Raw genomic sequence first — 19479 nt, 5'->3', positions numbered from 1 at the left:
ATCATTACGGCACCAATCAAGTAGCCATGGAAGGTCTATTTGGAAAAAATCAGCCTCAGTCGAACATGTCTCGACACTAGAGGATTAACCCTCTTTCAATGTCCTTCATATCGATCCAGAATTGTTGGGATCAATTCCATCTGCTCAACCCGAAGGAGTTCGCCATGCGAACCAAATTAGCACTCTTGCTGGCCGCAGTCGCCACAGTATCATCCCTCGGGATGATCGCACCTGCTATCGCGTCGGCGGAACCGTCGCCATCGGCGCCCGAAGTAGTGCAAGTAGTCGGCTCCGTGACAGTGTGCCTCTGGTTGCCATTCGGATCCGCCAGTATCGGTATTTGCATCTGAGTCCGGCGCATATTCCACTGCCGCCATGCGTCGAGCGTGAAGCTCCACAAAAGCCTGGTCGGGGCCGCTCGGCAAAGGGCTGGACCGGGTATCCCACTGGCCCGAAGGGGATCACCACTTCCCTGGTCCATGCAGTTAGTCTGGCACTATTCCGGGTTGCCGCATCAGAACTAGTCAGTCCGTTGTCGAAACTATTGTCTTGACAATTGCGTCGCACCATCTTCTTTCTAACTCCGATAACATTGCCCACACCGTCACAAAATAACTTGGACACAAGACACCGCGCCGGTGAGTACGCCGGCCGCAGCACTCGGCATGATCAAGCCATGACGATCCGGCCCGAGACTACTTGGGCAGGGCGTTTTGCAATTCGCCGAGCACGTGTTGCGCAATTGCGAGAATATTGTGTTCCTGTGCAAGATAATCCGCCCAGCCCTGCTCCTGGGCTTGGCGCAGGTAGCCCGGGAGCGGCTGGTTCAGTTCCGCAATGGCTTGTTGCAGTAGCGGTTCCATCTGGGCGCGCAGATCACCGTTACGTGCGGCTTGGTTGTCGAGTTCGAGTTGCCCGCCCGCCGCCGCGTAGTCATAGAGCTCGAATTCTTGTTGCTGAGCTGGGTCTACTTCTATTCGTCCGTTGATGAAGTGTGAATAGGACACGTATTTCGCATCAGCGGTGCGCACCGCTGCAACGTGTGCAGGTGCATTCTGGTTGAAGAGCACGGCCGCCTCTTCGATGGTGGGTTCGTCGGTGGCGTGCACGATCCAGGGCCGCCCCGGTTTGCTCCTATCGCGGCACAGGTCAGCGATGTCGAGGCGATCGGCGAGGTGTGCGTACCTCGCGTCCCCGCGCCATGCGCTCCCGCCCGAGGCGATCGTCAGCAGCAGCGGGGTGATATCGGCGCTGGAGGTGAGCTGTTCACGGGTACTGGTCGAAGACTTGGGGCTGAGTAGACCGCGGGGATCGTGCACATACAGCGGTACCCTGATCGCCTCGTCGTAGGCGGCGCCGCCTTTACCGTGCAGCCCGTGCGAGCCCGCGTAGTCCCCGTGGTCGGAGGTGAAGACGATGACGGTGTTGGCGGCGACATCCGGGCGCTCGTACAGCGCGTCGAGCACTCGGCCGATCTGGATATCGACCTGCTGTTGCAGCCACAGATAGAAGTTGCGCATGTCGATCCACTGCTGCTCGGCACCGGGAGTTCCGTAGGGAGCCCACCCGAACGCGACGGCCGAGGCTTCCACCAATGCAAGCTGCAGGCGAGGCTTCTGAGCCAGCTGCTCGAGGCTTTCGTAGTTCGCGGGCAGGTCGTTCATCCAGCGTGGAATGTCGAGCTGCGCTTGGAGGCGTTGGGTCCATCGAGGCCACCATTGGATGTCGTGCGGATTGACCAACGACACCGTGCAGCACCACGGCGCTCGACCTGCTTCCGCATCGAGCCATCCGATGAATTGGTCGACGATGGCCGGGTCCATCTGCAAGCCCTGTCCGGGCGCACCGTTGGGCGACGGATAGGTGCCGCCTGTGAATCCATAATTCGCCAGCGATCCTGGAATCGTGTCCGAATCGTGGCCGAGATGCCACTTTCCCCACCACGTCGTCTCGTATCCGTGTTCGCGGATCATCGAGCCCCAAGTGGGGAACAACGGTGACAACGTCGACTGTGAGGTCATCATGCAACCGGTCTGATGAGAGTACAAGCCGGTCAGCAGGACTCCACGCGACGGTGTGCAGTCGTTGGCCGCGGTGTAGTGCTGCTCGAATGACACAGCGCCTCTGCGGATTCGAGCGATATGCGGCAGTATGCCGTCCAACGCTTCTTGGTCGGGGAACCACATCGGCGCACGCATCTCGTCTACGAGCACAATGAGGATGTTCGGCCTATCAGGGTCGACATCGGCGCGGGCTTTACCGGCCCCCGTCGCGCCCGACGCCGCGGTGGCAGCCGTTGCGGCCGCGGCACCGCGGGCAAAGAAACCACGCCTGCTGATCGTCACGCTTCTACTCCGTTCACGGAATGTTGCACATGTCGACTACCTGGGATCCGATCGAGCAGTCGGAACCCAGCGAAAGCGTCACTACGGATCCGGGGAGCCTCACCTGGTACGCCGGACTCGACCGCAATCGGCACTATAACGTCGATGTACTCGTGGATTCGGGAGGCAGGCTGCGTGGATTCCCAGTGCAGTCGCGCAGCGGAGGTCACCGAACAGAGCGATCGTCCGGGGTATGTGCGTGTTCATCGTTGGGGCGCGTCGCCGCGTAGCGGGCAAGGCGGAAGGACCTGTGCGGAATAGATGCGTAATGATGGTGTCTCGTGGTGGATTACATGACGGTCTTCGACCGGGTTCGGGGCTCCCTGCTAGGCGGGGCGGTTGGTGACGCGCTCGGGTGGCCCATCGAATTCCTGCAGCTCCAGCAGATTCGCGAGCGGTATGGCCCTGACGGTGTGACGGGATTTCTACCGCAGTATGCCGAGGACGCGCCGCAGCAGATCACCGATGACACCCAGATGACCCTGTTCACCGCGGAGGGGTTGTTGCGGTCGGTGCCCGGTGTCGATCCCGTGCCCGCGCTGCGCCGGGCGTATCTACGCTGGCTACAGACTCAGCGGCAGGAGGGACCAGCATCGGATATCGATGGCTGGCTGGCCGGTCTGCCGTTTCTGTATGCGGTGCGTGCGCCGGGGAATGCGTGCATGTCGGGGCTGGGTCAGCAAGAACGGGGATATCTCGCGCCGCACCCGTTCGGTGAACCCGGTCCGGTGAATCCGGGGTCGAAAGGATGCGGCACAGTGATGCGCTCCGCGCCGTTCGGACTGGCCGGCATGGGGCCTGATCGTGCGTTCGCCACGGCCGCGGGGGCTGCGCAGTTGACCCACGGGCATCCCACGGGATATCTCGCGGCTGGTGCGTTCGCGGCACTGATCGATCGCGTGGTGAGCGGTATCGAACTGCCAATTGCCGTGCAGCAGACGGTCACCCAGCTCACGGAGATACCCGCAGCAGCGGAAACAGCGGCGGCACTGACACGCGCCGTCGAGTTGTCCGAGCATGCAGCCACGGCCGAACTCCTCGAGCAGGTAGGCGCGGGGTGGATCGCCGAGGAGTGCCTGGCCATCGCTGCGTTCTGCGCCCTACACGCGGCCAAGACGAACGATGTGCGCGCAGCACTGCTGTTGTCGGTGAACCACTCGGGTGACTCCGATTCCACCGGCGCGGTCGCCGGCAACCTGATCGGCGCCATCTATGGCGTCTCCGGGCTGCCGATGGATTGGATATCTGCGGTCGAGGGGCGAGATGTGCTGGTCCAGGTCGCCGATGACCTCGTCATGAACTATGGACTCGGCGACCGGTCCGCACTCCATGCCCGATACCCGTTCGACGAAGGCCGATGACAGGACGCCCGTGACGTCTACGCGGGGTTGCGAACGGCCCGGTTGGTAACCTCCGAACTCCCGACCGCTGACCACGTCCATGGCGGTGACCGAGACGCCATTTGGTCGATCAGCAGCGAAGGAGGCGCGAGCCCTCGACCTCAACGATCTCGGGCCGCGCCGCTTCCGATCCTGGATGAGCGGGCCCGCGCTATCGGCTCGATGACCTGAGCGGCATGCTCGGCGAAACGTTCTCGATCGACCGCGGGTATCCGACACGTCGACCGTGGCTCCGTCCGCTTTTCGAACCCGATTGCGACCACGACACCGACCCGGGCCGCCGCCTCGCTGAGTCGGCCCGGGCGAGGTCAGTTCACTTGGCGCGCGTCCTCTCCCCCATACTTCTTGCGCAGCTCGCGCTCGAGAATCTTGCCGGCACCGGAGATCGGCAACTCGCCTCGACATGCGGTGCTGCTCGACCAGCAGAACGCAGCAGGCCCTTCTCATGGTCTTCCGGTCCCAGCAGGGTCGCCACCGGCGCAAACTCGGTCATGCAGTAGCACTGCTGTCCCGGACGCGGCGGCCGATGCCACGCGCGATACCCGAGGTGACGATGCGATTGGCCGGGTCGAGCAGCCACAACAACGGCTGGACGCCCGTCTCGCCTTCCAACGCGAACGTCCATGTCAATCTCGTACCGCCAGTCGTCTTTTCGAGGGCGATGTCCTCGCCGAAGCGACGTAGGCCCGGGACGGATGCCGCGTCGACGGTGAATGTCATGCGCTCGTCGACATTCCAGCGGTAGAACCGTTCCTCGAGCCGGACCGCGCCTGCCAGTGTCACCACGCGCGTGGTGCCCACTCCGAAGGGCCGTGGCTTGGTCCATTCCACTCGGGTGACGATCGATGACCACGACACGAGGGCATCGTCGGCGCACAATGCTTCCCATACCCTCCCCGGAGGGGCCAGGAGATCGATGACGTGTACGTAGCGGCGGCCGGCCGTAGCGAGAAACGTGTCGTCGGATTCGTCGAGGGCGTACTTGCGTGCCATGGCTGTCGTCCTTTTCGGAGTGCTCAGACCGCGATGGTGGTGGCACGGTCGAGATTGGTCGTGATGAACAGGGCCGCGCGGTATGCCGAGCGCGACTCGGGAATCAGGGCCGCCAAGGCATGGAAGACGTGCATCTGATCCGGCCACACCTGCAGCTCGCATCGCGCACCCGCTCGGTCGAGCCGGTCGGCGAGTTCGATCGAGTCCACGGTCAGGAACTCGGCGTCACCGACCTGGATCACTGTCGGCGGCAACGTCATTCCACGCGTCGGACGCAATTCCAGGCGCGGATCGGCAGAACCGTCGCTGTTGTACATCGACGGTGGCGCGGGCCCGCGCCACCGTTGCCGTGCTACCCGAATGCCGTGCCGATCGACCGGAGCCATACTGGTGGCGGGGCGAACTGTCACACCCGCCAGCTGACGAGAAATCCGGGAGCGCACCGATCCTCGGCGGTGGTCATGATGCAGGCCGGCCGTTGCGCTGTTCGACCTCGCGGACCAGCGCCTGCACCCCGGCGTCGCGGGCGAGTCGGTTGTCAAGCACGACGTTTACCGCTCCGCGCAAGAGGGCGTACGGCTCCCAGCCGCTAGGGGCGATGGTCCGCGCGGCTCGCCGACCGATGCCGTCGGCAATCGTCTCGGCGGCCTCGGCCGCGGTGATTCGCACGTTGAGCGGCCATGGCAGCATGTCGCCGAGCGCGCGGCCCAGGTCGTCGCGATCGAGGGTGTCGTGTGTCATGGCCGTCTCCACAACGCCGAAGTAGGCGACGCCGGCCGTAGCACCGACTGCGGCTAGTTCGACCCGGAGCGCGCGCCCGAGTTGCTCGACGCCCGCCTTGCTGATCATGTACGGCGCACCGCCCATACCGGGCGCGAAGGCAGCCGCCGACGAGACCACCACCACATGACCTTTCGCGGCGATCACGTGGTCGAGGGCCGGATGAACCGTATTGAACACACCGGTGAGATTGATGCCGATGACGCGGTCGAAATCGCTGCCGTCCATGGTTCGCAACGTCGCCGGACGCGGGACCACACCCGCGTTCGCGACTACGATGTCGAGGCCGCCGAACCTGGCCACTGCCTGCGCGATCGCCTCGTCCGTCGACTCACGATCCGCGACGTCCGCAGCGATCGCACAGGCGCGATCTCCGAGTGCTTCCGCCGCGATGCGGGCGGCGCCTTCGTCGATGTCCACCAGCGCGACCGAAGCCCCGCGGGCGTACAGGATCTTCGCCAGTTCCAGGCCGATTCCCTGCCCGGCTCCCGTAATCAGCACCGTCTTGTTGCGCACCTCATATGCGGTGCTACCGATCCAGCGCAGCGGGTTGAGCTGTCCTATGTCCATCATGCACTCACTTCATAGGAGCTGGCATCGAATCGGCTTGTACGACTTCGGTATTCGAAACTCCAGTTCGGGTAGAGGCCGGCATTGTGGCCGTCCGGTGTCTGGTAGTAGCTGTGGCATCCGCCGGTGAGCCACACCGTCGAGCGGCTTCGTTCCTGCATCTCGTCGAGGAACGCCTCCTGCGCTTCCGGCCGTACCTCCACGCGGCGTGCGCCCTCGGCCCGCATCGTCTTCAACGCGTCCACGATGTAGGCGATCTGTGACTCGATCATGTAGATCGCGGATTGGTTTCCGGCCGCCCCGAAGGGCCCCAGAGTGAAGAAGAAGTTCGGGAATCCGGACAGGGCACTGCCGAGATAACTTTGCGGACGCTTCTCGTACAGTTCGGCGATGGTGACGCCGCCGCGCCCGGTGAATCGCCCGAAAGCCTCGGAGACAGGCTCGAATCCGGTGCCGTAGATGATCGTGTCGACCGGAATCTCGACGCCGCCGCGTGTCACGACCGAGTGTGCGCGCACCTCGGCGATGCCGTCGGTGACGACCTCGACATTGTCTCGATCGAGAGCGGGCAGATACGTGTCGGAGAAGATCGCGCGTTTACAGCCGATCATGTAGTCCGGAGTAAGCGCCTTGCGCAGGTGCGGATCGCGGACCTGACGGCGCAGCTGCCACTTGCCGAGCAGCTCGTACGGGTGACGGAACCGTTTGTCCACGAACCCGATCAAGCCGAAGCCTTCGATCAATGTGTAGAAGCTACCCCGAATCGCTTTGCCTGCCAGTGGCACTCGGCGCAGCAGCTGCCGCTCCAGTCCGAGCGTCCTGCGGTCCATTCGCGGCACGATCCACGGCGCCGATCGCTGGAACAGGGTCAGCGCGCCGACCTTGGGCTGGATCTCCGGGACGAATTGCACGGCCGAGGCGCCCGTGCCGATTACCGCGACCCGCTCCCCTGTCAGATCATGCTCATGATCCCAGTGCAACGAATGAAATGCCTTGCCCTGGAAGGTCTCCAACCCGCGCAACGAAGGGTATTTCGCCTCGCTGAAAACGCCGGTCGCGGAGATCACGAAGTCCGCGGTGAAATCTCCGGTCACGGTGCTGACGCGCCATAGCGATTCCGCATCGTCCCACCGGGCATCGAGCATTTCCGCGCTGTAGCGGATGTGGCGCACCACATCGTGGGTCACCGCCACCGATCGGATGTACTCCAGGATCTCTTCCTGCCGGCCGTAGGTGCGCGACCATTCCGGATTCGGGGCGAAGGAGTAGCTGTACAAGTGCGATGGAACGTCGCACGCGCAGCCCGGATAGGTGTTCGCCTGCCAGGTGCCGCCGAGGTCATCGGCACGTTCCAGAATCACGAGATCGTCGAACCCGGCTTCGCGAAACTTTATCGCCAGACCGATGCCGGCGAAACCGGCCCCGACGATCGCAATGTGCCGGTGTTCAGTGTCGGTAGCCATGGTCAGCGGGTCCTTCCATGTAGCACCGAAACGAGCCGGTCGACGACGGTGTCGACCGCGGCGCTACGAGTGAACGTGGTGAGCGCGAGCGGTGACGGGAACCGTTGGCGCGTCCTGGCTTTCGCGTAGGTGAATTCCTCGAGTCCGTCGGGTCCGTGCACGCGACCGAACCCGGAGCTACCGACTCCGCCGAGGGGCAGTGTCGGAATGGTCGCGTGCGCGACAAAGGCATTGATCGACGTGCCGCCGGATCGGATGCGATCGGCGATCTGCCTGCCGTTGCGCCGGGCGAATACGGTAGCGCCGAGACCGTATTCGCCGGCGTTGACGCGCTCGACCGCCTCGTCCATGTCGCGCACCTTCGCGACGGTCAATGTGGGACCGAACGTTTCCTCGGTGACAGCCGACGAATCCTCCGGAACATCGACCAAGATCGTTGGTTGCACGAACTGCCCATCGATCGCTTCGGGCCCGCCCAGCAACGCGGTGGCACCACGCGATATCGCGTCTTCGATATGCCTGCGGATCACCGCTACCTGCTTCGGCATGGTGATCGGGCCGATCTTCGAATCGCCACCGCCCGCGGTGATTCCGCTCGCGGCCGCGACCAGCTTCGCCACGAACTCGGCGTGGACATCCGCGTGAACATAGATGCGTTCTACGGCCAGACATGTCTGCCCGGCATTCGACAGTCCGCCCCATACTGCCGCGTCGGCCGCGGCGTCCAGATCAGCGTCGGCGTCGACGATCAAAGCGTCCTTGCCACCGCATTCCATCAGCACCGGCGTGAGGTTCTCTGCACACGCCGCCATGACCCGTTTGCCGGTGGCCGTCGAGCCGGTGAAGCCGATCTTGCCAACGGCACTGCGACACAATGCCGCGCCGGTCTCGGCGAGACCGGTAACCACCGACAGCACCGGATGTTCCGGCACAACAGCGTCGAATGCGTTTGCCAGCCATATGCCGGTGCCGGTGGCGTACTCGCTCGGCTTGAACACCACCGCATTTCCGGCCGCAAGCGCGAACGACAACGATCCCATCGGCGTGAACACCGGGTAGTTCCACGGGCCGATCACACCGACGACACCGAACGGCCGATACTCGACAGTCGCCTCCTGGTTGATCGCCAGCAGCCCCGGCGACACCGAGCGGCGGCCGAGCACCTTCTCGGCATGGGCGGCGGCCCACTTCAGGTGTTCGAGCGCCATCGCGATCTCGAGCTTCGCATCCGAAACGGGCTTGCCCATCTCGGTGTGGATGGTCTCGGCCAATTCCGCGCGTCCGCGGGTGATCTCGGCCCGCCACGCATCCAAGCGTCGACGGCGCTCGGGGCAGCCGAGCGCAGCCCACCACGCGGCGGCATCGTGAGCCGTCGCGACGGTCGCGTCGACGTCAGCGGCAGCATGCACAGGGTAGCTACCCACCGAATGCCCGGTAGCGGGGTCGTGGACCTCGAAGGTGGAAAGAGCTTGGCTCGCACCCGTTTTGATTGTTGCCGTCATGGACGTCGTTGCCCTTTCTGCGCCGCGATCAGAGGTCGAGGACGAGTCGATCGCCCGCCGCGCGCGATACGCAGCTGAGCATGTGAGTGTCGCGCTCACCGTCGGTGAGCGTTCGGTCGCGGTGATCCACGTCGCCCGCGAGCACCGCGACCTTGCATGTGCCGCAGAACCCTTGCTGGCAGGAGTAGACGACTCCGGGAACCTCGCGCCTGATCGCGGCGAGTGCGGTCTCCTCGGCACCCACATGAACAGTCGCACCGGTGCGCGCCAGCTCGACGTCGAATTCCTTGCCGTCCACGACCGGGAGAGCCGAGAAACGTTCCGTGTGTAGCGAACCCGTCGGATTGACAGTGAACATCGCCTGTTGCGCGGCCGCCAACACGGGCGGCGGACCGCAGACGTACACCGCGGCGCCGGCCTCCGCCCGCGGGAGCAGTTCAGCGGCATTCGGGATGCCGAACTCGCTGTCGGGCCGAATGTCGAGCTCGCCGCCCCGCAGCCGCTCCAACTCGCCGAGGAATGGCATCGTCTCGCGCGATCGGCCGAGATACACCATCTTCCAACGAGCACCGGCAGCGTCGGCCGCCTTGACCATCGGCAGGATCGGCGTGATCCCGATACCGCCGGCCACAAAGAAATACGACGGCGCGTCGATGAACGTGAACGCATTGCGCGGCCCGCGCACTCGGACGGCGTCGCCCGGGCACAACGCGTCATGAACCTCACGCGATCCGCCGCCACCGTCCGCAATGCGCCGGACGGCAATCCGGTAGCGGAAACGGTCGCTGGGGTTGCCGCAGAGCGAGTAGTGGCGTTGGCGTCCGGAGGGCAGGAACACATCGAGATGCGATCCCGGCTTCCATGTAGGTAGCGGCCCACCATTCGATGCGGTGAACGTCAGACTCACCACATCCTCGGCCTCGATGCGAACGTCCTCGACGACAAGATCCAGTTCGAACCCGGTGCGACGCACCGGGTTCGACCGCGACAACAGAGATGCGGTGGACCCGGCAACGAAAACCCGCAGGTAAGCATCCATCACCGCGCCGAGGACACGCAGGGTCGCGGGCGGCGTGAATTCCGGTGTCACCGTGTCGGTTCCCATCAGTGGCCCGCTGCTCGCGCAGCGGGAGATCGGGCGAGGTAACGCAGCGCGGTGTCCATCGGGCCGAGCTGCGACGGATGGAAGCCCGGGCGCAGATAACGCGGCAGCTCGGTGAAGAACACCGTGAAGCTCGGGATGACACCGCGGACCGTGGCATTCACGAACTGCAGCGGCCACAGCCGCCCCGTGTTCGGCTCCGGGTCCTTCCGGTACAGGTGCGCCGTTGAGACGATGAACAGCGGTAGCAAGGTCGCACTGGCGAGGACTGCGGTGCGCGCCTTCCGCGCATAGCTGCCGTCGACGTGCATGTAGGCGTCATAAACGACACTGCGGTGTTCGACCTCTTCGGCACCGTGCCAGCGGACCAAATCCAGCATCGTCGGATGCATACCCTTTTCCTCGAGGATGTCGGCCTCGAGGAGCCATTCGCCCAGCACGGCGGTGTAGTGCTCCATACCGGCGAACAGGCCGAGACGCTCTTTGAGCCAGGCGTCCTTCGCTCGGCCGGTCAGTCCGTGGTCACCGAGGATCCGGTCGACCAGCCACGCAATCTTTCGTACATACGGTTCGACGTCGAGACCGATTGATTGCAGGTGGCGGCGCGCACCTTCGTGACTGCTCGCGTGCATCGACTCCTGGCCGATGAATCCCGCAACCTCTTCGCGTAGCCGCTCGTCCCGGATCAGCGGCAATGCTTCGGCCAGGCAGTTGGCCATCGCTCGCTCACCCTCGGGAAGCACAAGGTGCATGACATTGACGATGTGCGTGGCCAGCACCTCACCCGGGATGTAGTGCATCGGCACCGAGTCGAAGTCGAAGTGGACGTCCCGAGCATTGATCGCATGCGCTTCATCGCTGTAGTGGTGCTCCGCTGCACCGGAAGTCTCAGCCATGCACCGACTGTACATTGCAACATTTGCCATTGCAATGTGGCAGCAACAGATAGCCGGTGCATGTTGCACGACGACTATTCCTTGCTATTGTCGAGGCGTGATCTCCACAGCTGCGACCTCGACAAACAAGCCCGAGATCGATGATTCGGTGGAGTCTCGCATCCTGGATGCCGCGCTCATCCAGTTCACAAAGGTGGGCGTCAAGAAGACGACGATCGAGGACATCGCACGACAGGCCGACGTCGATCGGGTCACCGGATCGGGGTGGGAGCGGCTGCGCGCGGCGATCACGCAGGCCAAGCCCCGGTTGCCGCGGATTTGCCCAGGATCTGGCCGATTTCGTGGAATGGGACCGCGAACATGTCGTGCAGGACGAACGCCAGGCGCTCGCTCGGGGTGAGCGAATCGAGCACAACGAGCAGGGCCAGGCCGACCGAATCGGCCAGCGCCACTTGCTCGTCCGGCGCAGGGTCGTCGTCCGGCGTCACCACGAGGGCCGAAAACTCCTGACCATAAGCGGATTCGGGGTGGGCCTGGCGGGATCTCAGGAGGTCCAGGCTGATTCGGCCGACCACGGTGGTCAGCCAACCCGCCAGGTTGCCGATGGTCGTCGCGTCCTGGCGGACGAGGCGCATCCAGGCTTCCTGGACCACGTCCTCGGCGTCGGCGTCGGCGTCGGCGTGCGAGCCCAGCACGCGGTACGCGACGGCGCGCAGCCGATCGCGCTGGGCTTCGAACGTCTCGGTCACGAGGCTGGAGGGGTGGGCGGTCACGGCTTCCGTTGTTGACGGAGCGAGATCCGGTTGCCGTCCGGATCCGCCGCCTCGATGCGGATCCCGAACGGGTAGTCCTCGGGTTCGGACTGTTCGAAGGTGACGCCACGCTGACGCAGGACCTCGAAATCTTTTCGCAAATCGTCGGATTCGAGGATGAGAGGACCGGGCGCGGCGTACCGGCCCACGTCGGCGGGCTGTCCCGCGGCCGCCGCATGTGACCACAGGATGATCTGCACCGGGCTATCGGGAACGCCGACGGTGAGGAAACGTCCGTCGGGCCCCGGGAAGTCGATCCGCTTTTCCAGACCGAGCCCCTCGGTGTAGAACCCCAGCGCGCGGTCCTGATCGGTGACGTAGATCGTCACGTACATGATGTTTGTCAGCATCCTGTTCTCCACTTCAGTCGTTGGTGCGACGACCATTCGTATTCGGTCGTCGCACCTATGACGAGTGCCGACGGCAGAAGGTAACAGGACCGTCCGCCGAAGTGGTTACCGGGCGCTCGCGGTGTGGCTCGGCGGCACGCGTGTACAGGCCCAGTACATGATTCAGTCTGATCGAAACGGGACACACCTCATGCCGCATACCGCGACTGTGGTGTGGCTCGAAAACGAGCGTTCAGCCGCTTCACCTGCGTCTACGCCATATCCGCCCGATTTTCGGCGAATGCTACGGCGTCCCCGGATTGCGCCACTCGATGATCGCGGCAACGATCTCGTCGGCAGCATCCTCCTGGATGTAGTGCCCCGCGCCATCCAGCAAGACAGTGCGATGGTCCACGAATTGTTGCTCCCATCGGCGGCGTTCGGGCGCACGGAACGCGACGTCCTTCGTTCCCCAGACCAGCAACGCCGGACGGTCGCGTAGTACGGCCAGCCCCTGCTCGACTTCGGCGAGAAATGCTCTGCTGCGGAGGATTTCGCGAGGGAACACGTGCACCGGCCGGCGTGATTCCGGTGTCGGGAACGGGCCACGATAGGCGTCCATCACCGCGTCGGGCAGTTTCTTGCGCCGGACACCGGCCGGGATGATCCGTTCGACGAAGAAATTGTGGTGCAGGATCAGCCGGCCCCCTATCGGACCGCCCAAGAACCGTGAAAACGCCTGGGTACCCGGATCGGACTTGGGCCACGCCCACGTGTTGCCGACCACGAACGCAACGAACCGGTCGGGGTGTCGCGTTGCGACGGCAAATCCGATCGGGCCGCCCCAGTCCTGCACCATCAGTGTCACATCACGCAAGTCGAGCCGCGTGACCAGCTGTTCGACCACGTGGGCATGCTCGGCGGGCGTGAATCCGTACCCGGGAGAAGCCTGCGAGAGTCCGAACCCGGGATAGTCGATCGCGATACAGCGGTACTGATCCCGCAACCCCTTGATCACGTCGCGGTAGAGGAACGACCACGTCGGATTGCCGTGCAGCAGGATCAGCGGTGGCCCGCTGCCCTCGTCGACATAGTGCACCCGCGAACCGTCGATCTTTTCGAAGTGGCTTGCGAATGGGTACAGCTCAGCAGGGATCCAGGCCGGTCTGGAAGGCGTGCCGGCGTTACTACTGTCCATCGCGCATCGTCTCCTTCCCGCAGTGGTGGGTTCAACCGGAATTCTGCTCCGCTATCGGTCGCGCGTGCCGCACTTCCGAAGTTTGCAGCCGAAGTAAGCCATTCCGCCCGACCCACACGCCGGTGGGGCGGTTGTCCTCCCCGGACTCCGGGTCGCCCCAGACGAGATCTACTCGACTGGGGCGGCCGTCACCGGCCACGCCAGTTGCCGCAACCACGTCGCGGCCGGCTACCGGCAGCATTCGGGGTCGAGCACGAAACACAAGGCGGACAACGCATCTCGGCGTGCCGCATGGTGCACGCTCATCCCCTGGCGCGTCGACTCCACCAGCCCCGCGGTGCGCAATTGCCCGAGATTATGGCTGACCGTGGATTCCGCGAGCGCGACGGCCGCCGCCAGATTACGGGTTTTCACGCTGCCGTCACGCTGCACGAGCAGCAACGACATCAATTTCACCCGAACCGGATCCGCCAGCGCCTTCAACCGAAGGGCCACCTCGAGCGCGGCTCGGTCATCGACGGGCGCCGCGGCCACCGGCGCGCAGCATCGGTGCGGAGACATCGATCGTTGGCAACGTTTTCGGCATACAGCCATCTTGACATATATCGAAATCCTGGAGACCGGAGAAACGAATCCGGCCCGCACCCCGGGCGCGGGCCGGACATTGTTTCGCGAGGTCAGAGGCCCCCTTGCAGCCGCTTGGCGTCCCTGCGAATACCGAACGACGTGATGATCTCCATGATGCCGAGGACCACCAGCCAGATGCCGGCAACCCACGCCAGCGTCGCCACCGACTCGACCGGCCAGACAATCAGCACGACACCCGCGATCGCAGTGATCACACCGAAGAAACCGATCCAACCGCGCCCCGGCAGTCCCGGCTCGGAGATCGCGGACATCGCCGAAGCCACGCCACGGAACAGCCACGCAATACCGATCCAAACGCCGAGCAACAGAATCGAAGCAAGCTCGTCGCGGAAACAGAAGACGCCGATCACGATCGACAGGACGCCGGTGATGAAGGAGAGCACGCGCATACCGGCACTCGCCGGCGCACCGAAGGCGGCCAGCAACTGCAGCACACCGGAAACCACCAGATAGATGCCGAAGATGATGCCTGCCACCAACAACGTCTTGCCCGGCCATACCAGAATCAGGACACCCAGGATCACCGAGAGGATGCCGGTGACCAGAACTGATTGCCATGCACTGCGAGCAAGCACTTGCAGCGGTCCCTCTACCACGCTGTTTGTCGTCATATCGAAATGCTAGGCCCTGCCAGCGTGGTTTTCTGACCATTTGCTGAACAACGCGCCGAGTGGTCACGGCCACCCCGATCCGCCTATTGATGGGCGGGAGTTATGTTAACCATCCACGCGACGCCGAACTTGTCCGTGCACATGCCGAACTCGTCGCCCCACATCTGCTTCTCCAGCGGCACCGTCACAGCGCCTCCTTCGACCAGCTTGTCCCAGTAGCCGTGTAGTTCGGCGCTTTCGTCGCCGCTGAGGCTGATCGAAATGCTGCTTCCCGATTTGTATTCCATGCCGGGCGGGGTGTCGGAGGCCATCAGCGTGAACCCGCTCGGCGTCTCCAGCATGCCGTGCATGACCAGCTCCGCGCCCGGCGCGTCCTTGTCGCCGAACTTGCCGAACGTGTCGACGGACAGGGTTCCGCCGAACACCTCTCGATAGAACTCCAGTGCCACCTGGGCCGTGTCTCCGAAACTGATGTAGGGGTTGAGCCGGGAGACCATGGGACGCTCCTTGGGAGTAGGTTGCCGCCACCTGGGAGATTAGTCCCCGGACTGATGCCGCGGCATGGATACCGGGCCTGTGGCATAAATAACGTCCGGCTCGTCGACGTTTACTGCCAGAAAAGGCCGGGTAGTCATCCCTAAGTGACTCTCGTCGTGTGCACCACAGATGCGCGCGTTCGGGTCGGGTTCGTGAGTCTCGGGTGGCTAGGAGAAGAGGGTGGCGGTTGTACTCGTGCTGCAGGCACGTGGCCTCGGTGATCTGCTCACCGCGGTCCCGGCGTTACGTGCGCTGCGCAGAGCGAGGCCCAACGACCACATCGTCTTGGCGGCGCCGCACCGGTTGAAGCCGATCGTCGACCTGATCGCCTCCGTCGACGCCATGGTGCCGACCGGTGAGCTCAGCGCATTCCGCTGGGACGGCCCGCAGCCCGAACTCGCCGTCAATCTGCACGGTCCGAGCGCCGAAAGCATCGTCACGCTCACCAAGACCGATCCCGGCCGCATCCTCACCTACCGCAACGCCGCCTTCCCCGACCTCGAAGGCCCGGAATGGCAGCCGGACATGCACGACGTCGAGCGCTGGTGTCATTTGCTCGAATCCGACGGCATCGTCGCCGATCGACGCAACCTCGGATTGGTACCGCCGGTATCGACGACCAGCCATCGGGACTGCGTCGTCGTGCATATCGGTGCAGGCGCTGTGGCTCGGCGCTGGCCGCCGGACCGATTCGCCGCCGTCGTCCGCCATCTACTTGTGCTCGGCCGCGAGGTGGTGCTCACCGGCGACGAGACCGAACGGGATATCGCGTTGAATGTCGCCGCACGCGCAAGCCTGCCGACCAGGCGGATGCTCGCGGGCGAACAGAACCTGATCGAGCTGGCTGCCACTGTCGCCGAGGCCGAGCTCGTCATTTCCGGCGATACCGGCGTCGCGCATCTGGCCACCGCCTTCGGCACCAGGACGGTGCAGATTTTCGGCCCGACCCCGCCGCGCTGGGGCGGACCGCCCCCGCACCTGCTCGGCAGGCATGCGGTGCTCTGGGCGGGCCAGGTCGGCGACCCCGATGCCGACACCCCTGATCCGGGCCTGCTGCGGATCGGGGTCACCGAGGTGATCAACGCTGTCGACAAGCAGCTCACCAAGCGCACGTGGCCGGGCACCGGCACCGATCGCCGCCGCGCCACTTACCGCCGGGTGGGCTGAACAACCGCCTGCGGTCAGATTCCCTCTACGGCTCGTGCGGTGCTGAGCGCGGCCGCGTACGCGGCCAGCGCGCTCGGCCAGAACTGTTCCAGATAGTCGCGTGCGTCGCCGAGCCCGCGCGGGTCGAGGGAATACAGTCGCCGGTTCCCGTCGCGGCGCACCATCACCAGCCTCGCTTCGCGCAGCACCCGCAGATGCTGGGAGACCGCGGAGCTACTCACTCCGACGGTGGTCGCCAGCTGACCGACGGATAACGGCGCCGTGGGCAGCGACTCGAAGATCGCACGGCGAGTCGGGTCGGCTAGCGCCTCCAGCGCACGAACTCCGTTAGTGTCCACTTAAGTAGTGTGATCAACTAGCATCCGATCGGTCAATTCGGCCGATCGGGGTATTTCACCAGGTCGGCTCGATTGCCACGCAGTTTCGTTATGTACTTGTGATCAATCAACAGGGCTTTTGTGCCACTGTGACGGTAACCACATGATTGCGGCACCCGCATCACACTCCCGTACGTTCAAAGCATGCCCGTGACCGTTCCGTTATCAACCAGCCGTTCCCGCCGGTACCGCGTCGCCACCCGAGCGGCCGCCGTCACCGCGATCGTCAGCGCCGCATTCGGCGTGCTGGCCGCAACTGATCACCATCAGGCCGATGCGACTTCCGCAGGCCAGCTCATCGCAGGCAAGTCCCCCGCCGTGATGACCGACGCCGATGCCCGCAACGCCGTTCAGTTCATCGCCTTCACACCGCCCGAGGCACCGACGCCGCCGGTCGTGCCCGAGGCCGTGATCTGGGAGCAGAACCGGATAGCCGCCGAAGCCGCCGAAGCCGCCCGGCCGCACACCGTCCGCCCGATCATGGGCGTACTGACCTCCAACTTCGGCACGCGCTGGGGCGCACTGCACGCAGGCCTCGACTTCGCCGACCCGATCGGCACCCCGATCGCGGCCGTCACCGATGGCACCGTCATCGAGGCAGGCCCCGCCTCGGGCTTCGGCCTGTGGGTGCGCGTCCAGCAGGACGACGGCAGCATCGGCGTCTACGGCCACGTGAACGACATCCTGGCCGATGTCGGCCAGGAGGTCCGCGCGGGCGACGTCATCGCCACCGTCGGCAACCGTGGCTTCTCCACCGGCCCGCACCTGCACTACGAAGTGCACCAGCCAGGCGTCGGCCCGGTCGACCCGATGCCGTGGCTTGCCGCTCGCGGCATCGACGTCGGGCACGCGGCCGACGACTGAGTCGCCCCGAATAGTCCAGCGGCGTTCGCGAGTCGATCAGGAGCTCGCGAACGCCTCCGGTTCTTCCCCTAATACTCCGGTATCAGCCGCGAATGGCGCTGTAGCGGGACGTGTTCGAGCGGCGCCGATTCCTACCGTCGGTGCATGCCGACGATCGACATCGACTCCGCAGCCAGGGATACCGCGCCCCGGCATCGCCGCACCCCGACCCGCGTCCGCCCCGCAGGCCTACTGCACCGCCCGCTGCTGTGGATGGTGGCCGCGATGGCCGCGCTCATGCTGGTCTCGGTGGGCGGCATGATCATCGACGACCGGATCTTGCTCGGCGAGTCGGTCTGGCTCAAACCCTTCAAGTTCGGCTTCGCCTTCCTGCTCTACGGCTTCACGCTGGCGTGGCTGTTATCGTTGCCGCACAAGGGAAGTCGGTCCACCTGGTGGCTGGGCACGGTGTTCGCGATCACCGGATTCGCCGACGTCGGCTTCATCGCCGTGCAGGCCGCCCGCGGCACCTTCAGCCACTTCAACAACTACAGCACCGACACCGTGAACTCGATCGGCCAGCAGGTGTTCATGTCCGGCGTCCCCGGCCTGTTCCTCGCGAATCTGATTATCGCGCTGATTCTTTCGTGGCAGCGAATCGTCGACCGGCCGATCGCGCGTGCCATTCACGCCGGCCTGGCACTCGCCGTCGCGGGGATGGCGATCGCATACCAGATGGGATATACGGGTAAGCAGCGCGTCCGCGATGCGAACGGCGACATCGTGGAACTCATCGCCGGACACACCGTCCTCGACGACGCCGCACGCTCCGCGAACATGCCCCGCGACGGCATGGGCGGTATGCCGATCACCCACTGGAGCACGATCGGCGGCGACCTGCGGGTACCGCACTTCGTCGGGCTGCACGGTATCCAGGTGTTACTCCTCGCGGCCTTCGCATTGGCCTGGCTGGCCCCCCGGCTGCCATGGCTGCGCACCGAACATGCGCGCGCGGAGGTCATGGGCGTGCTGGCCCTCGGCTACGCCGGGATGCTGTCGATCGTGACCTGGCAGGCCATGCGAGCGCAGTCGCTGATCCACCCCGACAGCGCCACCCTGGCCGCCACCGGTGGGCTCGCGGCAATCATGGGGCTGCTGCTCACCGTCATCTATCTGCGCAATCGCGCAACCGAAATCGAAAGGGCAGACGATCCCACTCAGCCGCTCGCCGCCAAGTCTCGCCTCCGCACACCGGGTGCTCAGCCGCTCGGTTGAGTCACGCGCCACCGTGATCCCCGATCGTCAGCCGAACTACTCCCCAGCCTGCGGAGTCTCGGCTCGATTCGTGCCGAGACAATCGCGCCACCGCGCCCACGCGGCCTAAGCGCGCAACACCCCGACTCCACCATGCCGAGCGGGAGTCAGCGCAAGCGTTCGGCGTCCCGGGTCAGCTCGAGCAGCGTCGTGCTGAGAACCTTCAGCTCCTCGGTGTTCGCGCCCTCACCGATCGCGGTAGCGACGTCCTCCGCGGCGCATCTCGCGGCGAACCAGCGGTCGGCCAGATCCGCCGCCTCCTGTGCGCTGAGCACAACGGAGTCGTCGGGAATCCCTGTCCCTTTCAAGCTGTTGCGGTGTTCGTAGGCGCGTTGGCGACACGATTGGCGGCAGTACCGGCGACGACGTCCGGCCTCCGATTCCACGATTTCCCGCCCACACCACAGGCAGGACACCAGCAAGCGGCGCGACATGAGGCAGAACATTAGTGGTCGGTCCCACTGAATGAACCTGGAGGTCCCCAGGAGTGGCGACACCACGGCCGTGGCACGGCCAGTACTGCGCACCGACTACAATGGAACGGTTCACCGTC

At 64.7% G+C, this 19479-nt stretch carries 20 protein-coding genes and 1 pseudogene; 5 read left to right on the top strand and 16 right to left on the bottom strand.

What is annotated here, in order from left to right; genetic code table 11:
- Window positions 1-695: 695 nt before the first annotated feature.
- Entirely contained in the window at window positions 696-2345 is a 1650-nt protein-coding gene (locus tag OHQ90_RS22760; RefSeq protein WP_328400613.1) for a sulfatase-like hydrolase/transferase, read from the bottom strand.
- A gap of 332 nt (window positions 2346-2677) precedes the next feature.
- Between OHQ90_RS22760 and OHQ90_RS22755 the strand changes: the two genes are divergently transcribed.
- On the top strand, window positions 2678-3745 hold the full coding sequence (locus tag OHQ90_RS22755) for an ADP-ribosylglycohydrolase family protein (protein WP_328400611.1): 1068 nt from the start codon (window positions 2678-2680) through the stop codon (window positions 3743-3745).
- 528 nt (window positions 3746-4273) lie between these two features.
- On the opposite strand, the gene OHQ90_RS22750 is transcribed toward OHQ90_RS22755, so the two are convergent.
- From OHQ90_RS22750 to OHQ90_RS22720, 7 genes are read right to left on the bottom strand one after another with little or no spacing between them, the layout of a single operon-like run.
- Complete coding sequence (locus OHQ90_RS22750) at window positions 4274-4777, bottom strand: SRPBCC family protein (protein ID WP_328400609.1); 504 nt, start codon at window positions 4775-4777, stop codon at window positions 4274-4276.
- A 23-nt stretch (window positions 4778-4800) separates the two neighbouring features.
- Window positions 4801-5187, bottom strand: coding sequence for an alpha/beta hydrolase (locus OHQ90_RS22745; protein ID WP_328400607.1), 387 nt, complete (start codon window positions 5185-5187; stop codon window positions 4801-4803).
- A gap of 49 nt (window positions 5188-5236) precedes the next feature.
- The gene (locus OHQ90_RS22740) at window positions 5237-6130 is read right to left on the bottom strand and encodes a short-chain dehydrogenase/reductase (RefSeq protein ID WP_442941156.1); all 894 of its coding nucleotides are present in this window, start codon (window positions 6128-6130) and stop codon (window positions 5237-5239) included.
- Complete coding sequence (locus tag OHQ90_RS22735) at window positions 6127-7590, bottom strand: flavin-containing monooxygenase (protein ID WP_328400605.1); 1464 nt, start codon at window positions 7588-7590, stop codon at window positions 6127-6129. The genes OHQ90_RS22740 and OHQ90_RS22735 overlap by 4 nt, the downstream gene beginning before the upstream one ends.
- A gap of 2 nt (window positions 7591-7592) precedes the next feature.
- Entirely contained in the window at window positions 7593-9092 is a 1500-nt protein-coding gene (locus OHQ90_RS22730) for an aldehyde dehydrogenase family protein (protein ID WP_328400603.1), read from the bottom strand.
- Between the two features lie 28 nt (window positions 9093-9120).
- Entirely contained in the window at window positions 9121-10197 is a 1077-nt protein-coding gene (locus OHQ90_RS22725; RefSeq protein WP_328400601.1) for a PDR/VanB family oxidoreductase, read from the bottom strand.
- Window positions 10197-11090, bottom strand: a complete 894-nt coding sequence (locus tag OHQ90_RS22720) for a metal-dependent hydrolase (RefSeq protein WP_328400599.1) — start codon at window positions 11088-11090, stop codon at window positions 10197-10199. The genes OHQ90_RS22725 and OHQ90_RS22720 overlap by 1 nt, the downstream gene beginning before the upstream one ends.
- On the opposite strand from OHQ90_RS22720, the gene OHQ90_RS22715 reads away from it, so the two are divergent.
- Complete coding sequence (locus OHQ90_RS22715; protein ID WP_328400597.1) at window positions 11089-11490, top strand: TetR family transcriptional regulator; 402 nt, start codon at window positions 11089-11091, stop codon at window positions 11488-11490. The two genes, OHQ90_RS22720 and OHQ90_RS22715, sit on opposite strands and share 2 nt — an antisense overlap.
- On the opposite strand, the gene OHQ90_RS22710 is transcribed toward OHQ90_RS22715, so the two are convergent.
- The 6 genes and pseudogenes from OHQ90_RS22710 to OHQ90_RS22685 all read right to left on the bottom strand — a co-directional run bounded on the left by OHQ90_RS22710 (window position 11378) and on the right by OHQ90_RS22685 (window position 15185).
- Entirely contained in the window at window positions 11378-11839 is a 462-nt protein-coding gene (locus OHQ90_RS22710) for a sigma-70 family RNA polymerase sigma factor (protein WP_328400595.1), read from the bottom strand. The two genes, OHQ90_RS22715 and OHQ90_RS22710, sit on opposite strands and share 113 nt — an antisense overlap.
- Before the next feature lie 20 nt (window positions 11840-11859).
- Window positions 11860-12252 (bottom strand): VOC family protein, encoded by a 393-nt coding sequence (locus tag OHQ90_RS22705; RefSeq protein ID WP_328400593.1) that lies wholly within the window; start codon window positions 12250-12252, stop codon window positions 11860-11862.
- A 283-nt stretch (window positions 12253-12535) separates the two neighbouring features.
- Window positions 12536-13429, bottom strand: a complete 894-nt coding sequence (locus OHQ90_RS22700; RefSeq protein ID WP_328400591.1) for an alpha/beta fold hydrolase — start codon at window positions 13427-13429, stop codon at window positions 12536-12538.
- A 228-nt stretch (window positions 13430-13657) separates the two neighbouring features.
- A pseudogene (locus OHQ90_RS22695) lies at window positions 13658-14015 on the bottom strand (Rv2640c family ArsR-like transcriptional regulator).
- Window positions 14016-14106: 91 nt separating this feature from the next.
- On the bottom strand, window positions 14107-14688 hold the full coding sequence (locus OHQ90_RS22690; protein ID WP_328400589.1) for an HdeD family acid-resistance protein: 582 nt from the start codon (window positions 14686-14688) through the stop codon (window positions 14107-14109).
- 83 nt (window positions 14689-14771) lie between these two features.
- On the bottom strand, window positions 14772-15185 hold the full coding sequence (locus OHQ90_RS22685; RefSeq protein ID WP_328400587.1) for a VOC family protein: 414 nt from the start codon (window positions 15183-15185) through the stop codon (window positions 14772-14774).
- A gap of 220 nt (window positions 15186-15405) precedes the next feature.
- On the opposite strand from OHQ90_RS22685, the gene OHQ90_RS22680 reads away from it, so the two are divergent.
- Window positions 15406-16392 (top strand): glycosyltransferase family 9 protein, encoded by a 987-nt coding sequence (locus tag OHQ90_RS22680; protein WP_328400585.1) that lies wholly within the window; start codon window positions 15406-15408, stop codon window positions 16390-16392.
- A 14-nt stretch (window positions 16393-16406) separates the two neighbouring features.
- On the opposite strand, the gene OHQ90_RS22675 is transcribed toward OHQ90_RS22680, so the two are convergent.
- A complete protein-coding gene (locus tag OHQ90_RS22675) occupies window positions 16407-16730 on the bottom strand; it encodes an ArsR/SmtB family transcription factor (RefSeq protein WP_328400583.1) in 324 nt (107 codons plus the stop codon).
- Window positions 16731-16913: 183 nt separating this feature from the next.
- Between OHQ90_RS22675 and OHQ90_RS22670 the strand changes: the two genes are divergently transcribed.
- Both OHQ90_RS22670 and OHQ90_RS22665 read left to right on the top strand, forming a co-directional pair.
- Window positions 16914-17633, top strand: a complete 720-nt coding sequence (locus OHQ90_RS22670; protein ID WP_328400581.1) for a M23 family metallopeptidase — start codon at window positions 16914-16916, stop codon at window positions 17631-17633.
- A gap of 144 nt (window positions 17634-17777) precedes the next feature.
- On the top strand, window positions 17778-18887 hold the full coding sequence (locus tag OHQ90_RS22665; protein WP_328400579.1) for a hypothetical protein: 1110 nt from the start codon (window positions 17778-17780) through the stop codon (window positions 18885-18887).
- Between the two features lie 146 nt (window positions 18888-19033).
- Here the strand turns inward: OHQ90_RS22665 and OHQ90_RS22660 are convergent, their stop codons facing one another.
- On the bottom strand, window positions 19034-19360 hold the full coding sequence (locus OHQ90_RS22660; RefSeq protein ID WP_328400577.1) for a hypothetical protein: 327 nt from the start codon (window positions 19358-19360) through the stop codon (window positions 19034-19036).
- Window positions 19361-19479 lie beyond the last annotated feature (119 nt).

The organism is Nocardia sp. NBC_00403, assembly GCF_036046055.1.
Taxonomy (GTDB): domain Bacteria; phylum Actinomycetota; class Actinomycetes; order Mycobacteriales; family Mycobacteriaceae; genus Nocardia.
This window is presented reverse-complemented; position numbering and strand designations above follow the sequence as displayed.